Consider the following 11,434-nt stretch of genomic DNA (forward strand, 5'->3'; position numbering starts at 1 on the left):
TGACGAAGACCGGAGCAGCACGATGACCGATGGGTCACTCACCCCCGTGTCGACGCCCGTGCGGCGTGCGGCGGACATCCCGCCCTACGACGCCGCACGGGCCGAGGCGGCGGTGCGCGAGCTTCTCGTCGCCGTCGGCGAGGATCCCGAGCGCGAGGGCCTGCGGGAGACCCCGGCCCGGGTGGCTCGCGCGTACCGCGAGATCTTCGCCGGTCTGCGGCAGGAGCCCGAGGACGTGCTGACCACCACCTTCGACCTCGGGCACGAGGAGATGGTGCTGGTCAAGGACATCGAGGTGTACTCGACCTGCGAGCACCACCTGGTGCCGTTCCACGGCGTCGCGCACGTCGGGTACATCCCCAACACGGACGGGCGCATCACGGGGCTGAGCAAGCTGGCCCGGCTGGTCGAGGTCTACGCCCGCCGTCCGCAGGTGCAGGAGCGGATGACCACCCAGATAGCGGACTCCCTGGTGGAGATCCTCGAGCCGCGTGGCGTGCTCGTGGTGGTCCAGTGCGAGCACCTGTGCATGTCGATGCGCGGCGTCCGCAAGCCCGGTTCGCGGACCATCACGTCCGCGGTCCGCGGGGTCATGCGGGACGGCGCCACGCGAGCCGAGGCGATGAGCCTCATTCTCGGGAAGTGACGGTGGCTCCCACCGCGCGCCATCCCGCCCGGGACGCCCGGGTGCTCGGTCTGCCGGAGCTCTCCGGCGTGGGCCGCACCCTGGTGATGGGTGTCGTGAACGTCACCCCTGACTCGTTCTCGGACGGCGGCGAGTGGTTTGAGCCCTCGGCCGCCGTGGCGCACGGGCTGGAGCTGCTCGGCGAGGGCGCGGACATCCTGGACGTGGGTGGGGAGTCCACCCGCCCCGGGTCGGTCCGCGTCCCGCAGGAGCAGGAGCTGGCCCGCGCGCTGCCCGTGATCGAGCAGCTCGCCGCGCGCGGCGCGACCGTGAGCGTCGACACCACGCGCGCGGCCGTGGCCGAGCGGGCAGTGGCCGCGGGAGCACGCATCGTGAACGACGTCTCGGGTGGCCTCGCCGACCCGGAGATGGGCCGCGCCGTCGCCGAGACCGGCGCCGCGTACGTGGCGATGCACTGGCGGGGCCACGCCGACGTCATGGACCAGCGCCAGACGTACGACGACGTCGTGGCGGACGTCCGCGACGAGCTCGCGGCCCGCATGGCCGCCCTGCACGACGACGGGGTGCGACCCGAGCAGCTGATCCTGGACCCGGGGCTCGGCTTCGCCAAGGCGGGGGTGCTGAACTGGCCGCTGCTGGCCCACCTGGACGCCCTGCACGAGCTGGGCCGCCCGGTGCTCGTCGGGGCGTCCCGCAAGCGGTTCCTCGGCCACCTGCTGGCGGACACCGCCGGGCATACGGCATCGCCGCGGGCGAGGGACGACGCGACCGCCGCGATCTCGGCGCTGTCGGCCGCTGCCGGTGCCTGGTGCGTACGGGTGCACAGCGTCCGGGCCAGCGCCGATGCCGTCAAGGTCGCGGCCGCGTGGGCCGCCGCGGCGGACCAGCCCCGGGTAGGGTCTTCTGGTACCTCTCCCCATTCCGCACCGGAGCCATTGACTTCCACCGTGGCCTTGACCACAGAATCGTGGACGGCTGCGGAACAGGGCATGCCGACCTGGCAGGATTCCGGTGCACGCAATGACGACGGGGGGAGACCACGGTGACCACAGCGTTCGGAACGGGCGTTACAGGCCTGGACGGCCGGTCGCTGGACCAGGTCCAGCTGACAGGCGTGAGCGCGCGGGGGTACCACGGTGTGCTGCCGTCGGAGCGACAGGCAGGCCAGGAGTTCCGGGCCGACGTCGTGCTGTACCTGGACACGCGCCCGGCGGCTGCCGGAGACGACCTCGCGCAGACGGTGAGCTACGCGGACGTCGCGCAGGACGTCCATGACGTCCTGGCGGGCGAGCCCGCCGACCTCGTCGAGACGGTGGCCGAGCGCATCGCCGCGGTGGTGCTCGCTCGACCGCTGGTCGAGGCGGTGGACGTTCGCGTGCACAAGCCGCAGGCGCCCATCCCGGTGCCGTTCGCCGACGTCGAGGTCGCGATCCGTCGCGACCGTAGCCACCTGCCCGTCGTCGCAGCGCCGGCGTCGCCGGCCGGCACCGCCGACGCGGCGCCGGGCACCGGTCTCGGCGCGGAGCCGACGGTTTTCGGCCAGGCTCCGGAGCCGTCCGCCGAGGCCCGGAGCTACGAGCCCGGCCCGCAGGACGCCTTCCCCGTGAGCCCGCCCACCGAGTCGTGGAACGAAGCGGCCGAACGTACGCGCAGCGCACTCGACAGCCCGTCGTTTGCAGCGGAGCCCGGTGCGCAGGACTTCGAGCCCGCCGCCCGTCCGGCGCACGACGAGCGGGCGCCGTTCGAGCCGGAGCCGTACCAGCCGTATCAGCAGGAGCCGGCCGAACCGGCGCAGCTCCGGGCGGAGGCGTTCGAGCCGGAGCCAGCCATGGAAAGCCCGGCCCCCGCCGCGATGGCGCCTGCCACCGAGCCGGAGCCTGCCCCGGTGCCCGAGCTCATCCCGGCCGAGCCGCTCCAGGTGGTCCCCGCCACCTGGGAGCTGCCGCCCGACGCCCCTGTGCACGCCGAGCAGCCGGGCGAGCACGGTCAGGACCCGGCGTTCCGCTCGGACGAGCAGTTCCTGCCCGAGCAGCCTTTCGATCCGGTCCAGCAGTACGAGTCGGTCCAGGGCCTCGACCAGCGGCACGACCGGCCGAACGGCTTCGAGCAGCAGCAGTACGACCAGTTCGCGCAGCAGCCGGAGCAGACCCAGCCCGAGCAGCAGTACGACCAGTTCGCGCAGCCGGGCCAGCTCGAGCAGGCGCAGCGCTTCGAGCGGGCCCAGCCCGGCTACGAGCAGCCGCCGCAGCAGTTCGACCCGCAGCACCTCGACCCGCAGCAGAACCAGTACGACCACCAGCAGCTCGATCCGCAGCAGAACCAGTACGACCAGCTGTTCGAGCAGCAGGGCGACATGCAGACCACCCAGGTGGCCGCAGCGGTCCCCGACTCCGCCGTCGGGCAGCCCGAGCAGTACGCGCAGGAGTCGTACCAGCAGCCGGAGGAGTACCCGGCCGAGCAGTACCAGGCCGAGCAGCACCAGCCGGAGCCGTACCAGACCGAGCCCCGCGACCGGTTCGACGAGGTCCCCGCCGGGTTCGTGGACGTGGTCATCGCGATCGGCGCCAACCTTGGCGACCCGCAGGCGACCATGCGCTCGGCGGTCGCCGAGCTGGACCGTATGTCGGGCCTGCAGATCACCGACGTGTCGCCGCTGGCACGCACCGCCGCCGTCGGCGGTCCCGAGGAGCAGCCCGACTACCTCAACGCGGTGCTGCTGGCCCGCACCACGCTCTCGGCGCGCGGGCTGCTGCACCTCTGCCAGGAGGTCGAGAACGTGCACGGCCGCGTCCGCGAGGAGCACTGGGGCCCCCGCACGCTCGACGTCGACCTGATCACCTACGGCACCCTGACGGATGCCGCCGAGGACCTCGAGGTGCCCCACCCCCGGGCGCACGAGCGGGCGTTCGTGCTCGAACCGTGGTCGCAGATCGAGCCGGACGCGGTGCTGCCCGGTCTCGGCGGCGGTCCGGTGGCACAGCTCGCGGCCACGGCGCCCGACCGCGCGGGCATCCGGTGGCTCGCACTCGACTGGCTGACCGACCCGGAGCCCGAGCAGGGCGGCGGTACCACCGCCTCGAACCAGCCGGCGGTGCCCGACGACGGCGGGAACCCGGGCCAGGACGCGCGCGCGGGCGAGCTGCCGCCGGCGCTGCCCCCGTCGCTCCCGCCGAGCGGCCGACCGCAGGCCTCGCCCGGCGGTCCGGTGGTCGAGGTGCCTGGCGGCGGCCACCCGCAGGGACAGCACAGCGGTCAGGTCGAGCTCGACCGTCAGCCGCAGGGCGGAGCACCGCAGCAGGAGGCCTACCCGGGCGGAACGCACCCGCAGAGCTACTCCAGCGGTCCGGTGCCGGGTGCCGACGGCTCGGTGCAGGTCCCGCAGCAGGCCGCGCAGGGGTCGCCCCTGCCCGCGCGTGGTGCACGGCAGGGCAACGGCTCGGCCGTCCCGCCTCCTGAGGAAGCTCTCGTCCCTGCGCCCATCGCGCCCCGGGCGGTACGGGACACGGCGCACGAGGCGCCGGCCCACGAACCGCTGCCCCCGGCGTCGTCGCAGCCCAAGCCGGTGTTCGCACCGGTCAACCCGTCGCGCCAGCAGAGCGGCGTGTTCCCGCCCATGAACGGTGGTGGCGCCCCGGAGCAAGGGGGGCCGGTCTTCGCGCCGGTCAGCACCCCGCCGAACGGTGTGTCGGGCCAGGCCCAGCACGAGCCGCCGAACGGCCACGTCAACGAGCAGCCGAACGGCCAGCAGGACGCCTACGACAACGACCACACCGTGATCCGGGTCCCGGGCTTCGTCGGCGAGCAGCGGACCCCGCCGCCGCCGTCGGACGGTCCGATCGACTCGGTGCCCTCCTGGGTTCCGGTCCGGGACGAGCGGGGGCGCGACGTCTGACATGCGCAGGACGCCGATCGGGTCGCTGATCGCAGTTCTCGTGGCCGTCGCGCTCGTCGGCTGGCTCGTCCTGCGCGCCCTGGAGGGGCGCGGCGTGTACCTGCCGGAGGTGCCGTGGCTGGTCGACGTGGCGATCCTGGTGCTGGCCGGAGCGGTGTTCTGGTCGGGGTGGACGGTGCGGTCGTACCAGAAGGGCAAACGACCCTCGCTCGACGGCCTCCGGGCCGCTCGGACGCTCGTCCTGGCCAAGGCGGCCGCACTGACCGGCGCCCTCCTCGGCGGCTGGTATCTGGCCCAGGTCCTGGTCGTGCTGGGTGACCTCGCGATCGAGCCGCGGCGGGAGGACGCGATAGCGGCAGGCATCGCGGTGCTGTGCTCGGTGGTGCTCGCCGTCGTCGGCCTGATCGTCGAGAAGTTCTGCGAGCTCCCGCCGTCCGACAAGGACCGCTCGAGCTCGGACGAGGGCGAGTCCCCGGCTCCCGCCTGAGGCCGCGCTGTCCATGGCTTGCCCTCTGCGGAACAATGGCCACCATGACCAGCCCCTTCGAACCACACGATGTGACCTGGAACCGCGTGTCCCCGCGCCTCGTGACGGCCATGCTGGTGCCGGCCGCCATCAGCCTCGGCATACCGGTCGTCGTCGGCGTCGTGCTCGCCGTGACCATCAGCCCGTGGTTCTGGTTCCTCGCCGGTGTGCCCGCCGTCTTCCTGCTGTGGTCGATCCTCCTGGTCCCGCGCCAGGTCAGGGCCATCGGCTACGCCGAGCGCGACGACGACCTCCTCATCCGCAAGGGGGTCCTGTTCAAGGCGATGGTCGTGGTGCCGTACGGGCGGATGCAGTACGTCGACGTGGAGGCGGGTCCTCTGGACCGCAAGCTGGGCCTGGCGAAGGTCCAGCTCCACACGGCATCGGTGGGTACTGACGCCCAGATCCCCGGCCTGCCGCCGGACGAGGCGGCGCGTCTGCGCGACCGCCTGGCGTCCCGCGGTGAGGCTCGGCTGGCGGGACTGTGAGCACTCCGGAGCACGATCTCGAACAGAACGGTCCCGGCTCGGGCGGGCAGCGCGCACAGCCTGCCGCCGACGAGCTCGACTGGCGGCGGGTGCATCCGGTCACGCCCCTGGTGCGGGGCTGGGCGGTGGTCGGTGCGGCCATCGTGATCCTTGGCCAGCAGAGCCTCGACGGCGGGCCGCGCGGCGGTCTCGTCGAGCTGATCACCAGCGAGTACTGGTGGACGCTGCTGGCCGCGCTCGCCGCCATCGCGCTGGTGGGCTGGGGCTACTCGGTGCTGGCCTGGCGCATGACCACCTACGCCATCGGCGAGGAGACCGTGCACCTGCGGCGCGGCATCCTGTTCCGTCAGCAGCGGCACGCCCGCCTGGACCGGCTGCAGTCGGTGGACATCCGGCAGCCGCTCGTGGCCCGGTTCTTCGGCCTGTGCGAGCTCACGCTGGAGACCGCCGGCGGCACCGACTCGGGTATCGCCATCGGCTTCCTGAAGGGGTCCGACGCCGACGAGCTGCGGGCCGAGCTCCTCGCGCGTGCGGCCGGTCTCAAGGTGGCCAAGACCGGCCCTGCCGACGCTCGCACGCAGCCGGCCTCCGGCACGCTGACGCCTCCCGCCGTAGCTCCGGCGCCGGAGGGCGGGCCGCAGTTCGCCGGGCCGCACGACGTCGCGCCGCCCACCGGCGCACCCGGCGTACCTGCCCCGCCCGGCGTACCCGGTGCACCGGACGGCGCCGGTGTGCCGGCTGTCGGCCACGTCCCGGTGGCCGTCGAGGCGCCGCAGATGCCGGTGCTCACCGTGCCACTGGGGCGTCTGATCGCCTCGGTCGTGCGCTCCGGGGCGATGATCACGCTGGTCCTGTGGGCACTGGCCGTCGTGGTGGTCATGATCGTCACGGGCGAGTTCGCCGTGATGACCGCCTCGCTGCCGGCCGTGCTCGGGGCAGGCGGGTACCTGTTCGGCCGCCTCACCGGCGAGTTCGACTTCCGGGTTGCGATCTCGCCCGACGGCGTCCGGCTGCGGCACGGCATGCTGGAGACGCGGTCCCAGACGATCCCGCCCGGCCGGGTGCAGGCGGTCCGCCTGGTGCAGAGCGTGCTGTGGCGCGGTCGGGACTGGTGGCGCGTGCAGGTCAACGTCGCCGGCTACGGCGGTGGCGAGAGTGACGACAAGAACAGCGTGCTCCTGCCGGTCGGTACCCGCGAGGAGGCCCTGACGGTGCTGTCCCTCGTGCTGCCCGACCTCGGCGTCGACGAGCCGCGCCGCGTCCTCGACGCGGGCCTGGACGGCGACTCCCGGACCGCGAGCGCGTACGTCACGGCGCCCCGGCGGACGCGCATACTTGATCCGGTGGCATGGCGCCGCAACGGGTTCACCGTGACCGGCCGCGCGCTGCTGCTGCGCAGGGGCCGCATGGTCAAGATCCTCGACGTGGTGCCCCACGAGCGGACGCAGTCGCTGGGCCTGAGCCAGGGTCCGTGGCAGCGCCGGCTCGGTGTCGCGTCGTTCCAGGTGCACTCCACGGAGGGCCCGGTGGGTCCGGTGGCATCGCACCTCGACACGGCCGACGCCGCGCGGCTCATGGCCGAGCAGGCCACGCGCGCCCGCACCGCACGCGCGGCAGCGGGTCCCGAACGATGGATGGAGAACCAGGGTGACAGACCGGGTGAGTGACCGGTGAGCGCGCCCGACGAGCCAGGCCGTCGGCCCGGCCGGCTGGGTGTCGGCGTGGTCGGCGCCGGCCGCGTGGGTGCGGTGCTCGGCAACGCGTTGCGCGCGGCGGGCCACGCCGTCGTCGGCGCGAGCGGTATCTCGGAGGACTCGAGGGAGCGCATCGAGATGCTGCTGCCGGGCGTCCCCAACCTCGAGGTGCCCGAGGTCGTGGAGCGTGCGGAGCTGGTCCTCCTCGCCGTGCCCGACGACGCCCTGGGCCCCCTGGTCGCCGGCCTCGCCGAGACCGGTGCCTGGCAGTCCGGCCAGCTCGCGATCCACACGTCCGGCCGCTACGGGACGGCCGTCCTCGAACCCGCCCGGCTCGGCGGCGCGATCCCGCTCGCGGTGCACCCCGCCATGACGTTCTCCGGCACGTCGCTCGACCTGGCGCGCCTGGAGGGCTGCACGTTCGCCGTGACCGCGCCCGCGCCCGTGCAGCCGATCGGGCAGGCGCTCGTGGTCGAGATCGGTGGCGAGCCCGTGATCGTCGACGAGCAGCTGCGCGGCCTCTACCACGCGGCCCTCGCGCACGGCGCGAACCACCTGGTGGTGCTCGTCGCGCAGGCGGCGCAGGCCTTGGAGGCGGCGGGGATCGAGGCGCCCGGCCGGGTGCTCGCCCCGCTGCTCTCGGCCGCGCTCGAGTCGGCGACGCGGTCCGCGGACGCGCGCGACGGCGTCGGGCCGGGGGCGATCTCCGCGCTCACCGGCCCGGTCTCGCGCGGTGACGTCGGCACCGTGCGCCGTCATCTGACCGAGCTCAGCACCCTGGCCGCCGCCAGCGGCGCCACCGACGTACCCGACAGCTACACCGAGCTCGCCCGCGGGGCCACGCGCCGTGCGCTGGCGAGCCACCGCATCGACGACTCCGCCGCACAGGCGCTGCTGGACGCGCTGGACGGCGCGACGGGGGAGTCGCGCGCAGGAAGGAAGACACAGTGACCGGCGAGGCCCGCACCGTGCCCGACACGAAGCCCGACACGAAGCCCGACACCGAGTCCGCACAGCGCACGCCGCTCGTCGTCCGCACCCGCTCGGAGCTGCGCGACGCGCAGATGCGCTGGGCCATCTCGGGTCCCCTCGTCCCGGCCGGGCCCGACGCGGACCCTGGCCGGCGTGCGGTCGTCATGACGATGGGGGCGCTCCACGACGGGCACCTGGAGCTCGTGCGCCGGGCGCGTGCCGAGGCAGGCCCGAACGGCCAGGTGGTCGTCACGATCTTCGTGAACCCGCTGCAGTTCGGCGCGGGAGAGGACCTCGACACCTACCCCCGCGACCTGGACGGGGACGTCGCCAAGCTCGCCGGCGCCGGCGCGGACGTCGTCTTCGCGCCGACGTCCGACGTCGTCTACCCCGAAGGGGACCCCGTGGTCCGGGTCGCCGCGGGGCACATCGGCGACGTGCTGGAGGGCGAGCACCGTCCCGGGCACCTGGACGGCGTGCTCACCGTGGTGCTCAAGCTGATGCACCTGGTGCGTCCCGACGTCGCCCTCTTCGGCGAGAAGGACGCCCAGCAGCTCCTGGCCGTGCGCCGCATGGTGCGGGACCTGGAGGTCTCCGTCGAGGTCGTGGGCGTGCCGACGGTCCGGGAGGCCGACGGGCTCGCCCTGTCGTCCCGCAACGCCTACCTGTCCGCGGACGAGCGGAAACAGGCCCTGGCACTGTCCCGCGCGCTGGGCGCCGGCGCCGCGGCGGCCGAGAGCGGCCCGGCGGGTGTGATCAACGCCGCGCGGCAAGTGCTGGACGAGGCCGACGGCGTCGTGGTCGACTACCTCGCGCTCGTCGATCCGGTGACCGTGGACGCGGTCACCGACGACTTCTCCGGCCATGCGCTGCTGCTCGTGGCCGCACGGGTGGGTACTACCCGCCTGATCGACAACCAGGCCGTCGAGGTCTCGCCAGACCAGAGGTAACGCCATGAGCACTACCGAGCACCGCCCGCCCGTGGGCCGCCCCGCATCGCTGCAGCGGCCCATGATGATCGCGAAGATCCACCGCGCCACCGTGACGCAGGCCGACCTGCACTACGTCGGGTCCATCACCGTGGACGCAGACCTGCTCGACGCCGCCGACCTCGTCCCGGGCCAGCAGGTCGACGTCGTCGACGTGACCAACGGCGCGCGGCTGACCACCTACGTGATCCCCGGTGCGCCCGGCTCCGGCCAGATCTGCATCAACGGCGCCGCCGCCCACCTGGTCACGCCTGGCGACGTCGTCATCCTGATCGGTTACGGCATGCTCTCGGACCACGACGCGCGGACGTTCCTGCCGAACGTCGTGTTCGTCGACGAGAAGAACCGCATAGTCGAGATCAACGACGAGCCCGGACACGTGCCGGACGGGTACGGCCTCCAGGAGAGCGGCCTCGCGATCGAGCCGTTCCAGCAGGCCGGCCTGGTGCGCACGGCCTCGGGCCGCGCGTGAGCGCCGGGCCAGGACCCCGCCTCGCACGTTCCCTCGCCGCCCCGGCACCCGGCTGGACCGCTGAGGCCGACGCGATAGTCGTCGGCTCCGGCATCGCCGGGCTGACGGCGGCGCTCGAGCTCCGCACGCAGGTGCCGCGGGTGCTGCTCGTGACCAAGGGGCGGCTCCTGTCGGGCTCGACCGTGTGGGCCCAGGGCGGCATCGCCGCGGCGCTCGACCCGTCCGACTCGCCGGAGGCGCACCTCGCGGACACCCTCGTGGCAGGCGGTGGACTCTCCGACCCGGAGGCCGTGCAGGTGCTGGTCACCGAGGGCCCGGAGCGGGTGCGCGAGCTCGTGGCGCGCGGGGCGGTCTTCGACAAGGCGGCCGACGGCGACATCGCCCTCACCCGCGAGGGCGGCCACCACGCCGACCGGATAGCGCACGCCGGCGGAGACGCCACGGGCGCGGAGATCTCCAGGGCGCTCGTGGCCCAGATCGAGGCGGTCCGGCACGATCCCGGCATCGAGGTCGTGGAGAACGCCCTGGTGCTGGACGTGCTGACGACCGCGGCCGGGCGAGCCTGCGGCGTGACCCTGCACGTGCGGGGCACCGGCTCGCGGGACGGCGTGGGCGCCGTCCTGGCCCCGGCGGTCGTCCTGGCGACCGGTGGGATCGGGCAGGTGTTCCGGTCGTCGACCAACCCGTCCGGTGCGACGGGAGACGGCATCGCCGCGGCGCTCCGGGCGGGCGCGGTGCTCGGGGACCTGGAGTTCGTGCAGTTCCACCCCACCGTCCTGTGGCTGGGTATGGGCGCCAAGGGACAGGTGCCCCTCATCTCGGAGGCCGTGCGCGGCGAGGGGGCGCTGCTGCTCGACGTCGACGGGCACCGGTTCATGCCGGCCGTGCACGAGATGGCGGAGCTGGCGCCGCGGGACGTCGTCGCGCACGCGATAGTGCGGCAGATGGCGGCGACCGGGGCCGACAACGTGCTGCTCGACGCGCGCCACCTGGGCCGGGAGTTCCTGCGCACCCGGTTCCCGACGATCAACCGCCGGCTGCTGGAGACCGGGATCGACTGGTCGGAAGAGCCCGTGCCCGTCGCGCCCGCCCAGCACTACCACTCGGGTGGCGTGGTGACCGACCTCGACGGGCGGTCCTCGGTGGACGGTCTGTACGCCGTCGGCGAGGTCGCCTGCACCGGGGTGCACGGGGCGAACCGGCTCGCGTCGAACTCGCTGCTCGAGGGCCTGGTGCTCGCCTCCCGTGCGGCGCGGGACGTCGCTTCGCGGTTCGCCGCCGGCGAGCTCAGACCTGGTACGCCCGCCGAGCGCGGCGGCGGGTCCGCGCTGGTCGCGGCAGCCGCCCGGTCGCGGATCCAGAAGGTGACGTCCGCCGGGGCCGGCGTGATCCGCTCGGCGCGCTCGCTGGCCGACGTCGACGAGCGGCTCGCCGCCGTCCGCGCCGACGCGCACCGGACGACCGAGGTGGTGGCCGAGCCCCAGGCCGCTGAGTGGGAGACCACCAACGTGCACCAGGTGGCCCGCATCCTGACCCGCGCGGCCGCCCTGCGGGAGGAGACCCGGGGCGGCCACTACCGCACCGACTTCCCCGGACCGGACGACGCGTGGAAGCGCCGCGTCCGTCTCTGCCTGGACGACGCCGGAGTGCTGCAGGCCGGCTGAGCGGTGAGTTCGGTCGGATGGGATGAGATCGGTCGGTTGGGCGGACGAAAGCACCCGCCGACAGGACGCCGGCCATCGACCCGACCGACAG

Annotated in this window: 10 protein-coding genes; all 10 read left to right on the top strand. The window is 73.9% G+C overall.

Annotated features, from left to right (window positions below):
* The first annotated feature begins 22 nt into the window (after positions 1-22).
* The 10 genes from folE (at position 23) to AB0F40_RS16920 (ending at position 11,343) form a co-directional block, all read left to right on the top strand.
* Complete coding sequence (gene folE, locus AB0F40_RS16875; RefSeq protein ID WP_357469754.1) at positions 23-646, top strand: GTP cyclohydrolase I FolE; 624 nt, start codon at positions 23-25, stop codon at positions 644-646.
* Positions 643-1,692: a dihydropteroate synthase gene (gene folP / locus AB0F40_RS16880; protein ID WP_357469757.1), complete on the top strand. Its 1,050-nt coding sequence runs from the start codon at positions 643-645 to the stop codon at positions 1,690-1,692. Before folE ends, folP begins: the two co-directional genes overlap by 4 nt.
* The gene (folK, locus tag AB0F40_RS16885; protein ID WP_357469760.1) at positions 1,689-4,538 is read left to right on the top strand and encodes a 2-amino-4-hydroxy-6-hydroxymethyldihydropteridine diphosphokinase; all 2,850 of its coding nucleotides are present in this window, start codon (positions 1,689-1,691) and stop codon (positions 4,536-4,538) included. Before folP ends, folK begins: the two co-directional genes overlap by 4 nt.
* Position 4,539: 1 nt before the next feature.
* Positions 4,540-5,025, top strand: coding sequence for a DUF3180 domain-containing protein (locus tag AB0F40_RS16890; protein ID WP_357469763.1), 486 nt, complete (start codon positions 4,540-4,542; stop codon positions 5,023-5,025).
* A gap of 35 nt (positions 5,026-5,060) precedes the next feature.
* A complete protein-coding gene (locus AB0F40_RS16895) occupies positions 5,061-5,552 on the top strand; it encodes a PH domain-containing protein (RefSeq protein ID WP_357469766.1) in 492 nt (163 codons plus the stop codon).
* Complete coding sequence (locus AB0F40_RS16900) at positions 5,549-7,219, top strand: PH domain-containing protein (RefSeq protein ID WP_357469769.1); 1,671 nt, start codon at positions 5,549-5,551, stop codon at positions 7,217-7,219. Before AB0F40_RS16895 ends, AB0F40_RS16900 begins: the two co-directional genes overlap by 4 nt.
* A 3-nt stretch (positions 7,220-7,222) precedes the next feature.
* The gene (locus AB0F40_RS16905; protein ID WP_357469772.1) at positions 7,223-8,197 is read left to right on the top strand and encodes a DUF2520 domain-containing protein; all 975 of its coding nucleotides are present in this window, start codon (positions 7,223-7,225) and stop codon (positions 8,195-8,197) included.
* 113 nt (positions 8,198-8,310) lie between these two features.
* The gene (gene panC / locus AB0F40_RS16910) at positions 8,311-9,168 is read left to right on the top strand and encodes a pantoate--beta-alanine ligase (RefSeq protein WP_357469786.1); all 858 of its coding nucleotides are present in this window, start codon (positions 8,311-8,313) and stop codon (positions 9,166-9,168) included.
* Between the two features lie 4 nt (positions 9,169-9,172).
* Positions 9,173-9,679: an aspartate 1-decarboxylase gene (gene panD, locus AB0F40_RS16915; protein WP_357469774.1), complete on the top strand. Its 507-nt coding sequence runs from the start codon at positions 9,173-9,175 to the stop codon at positions 9,677-9,679.
* Positions 9,676-11,343, top strand: coding sequence for an L-aspartate oxidase (locus AB0F40_RS16920; protein WP_357469777.1), 1,668 nt, complete (start codon positions 9,676-9,678; stop codon positions 11,341-11,343). Before panD ends, AB0F40_RS16920 begins: the two co-directional genes overlap by 4 nt.
* Positions 11,344-11,434 lie beyond the last annotated feature (91 nt).

Source organism: Promicromonospora sp. NPDC023987 (genome assembly GCF_040639055.1).
Taxonomy (GTDB): Bacteria; Actinomycetota; Actinomycetes; order Actinomycetales; family Cellulomonadaceae; genus Promicromonospora.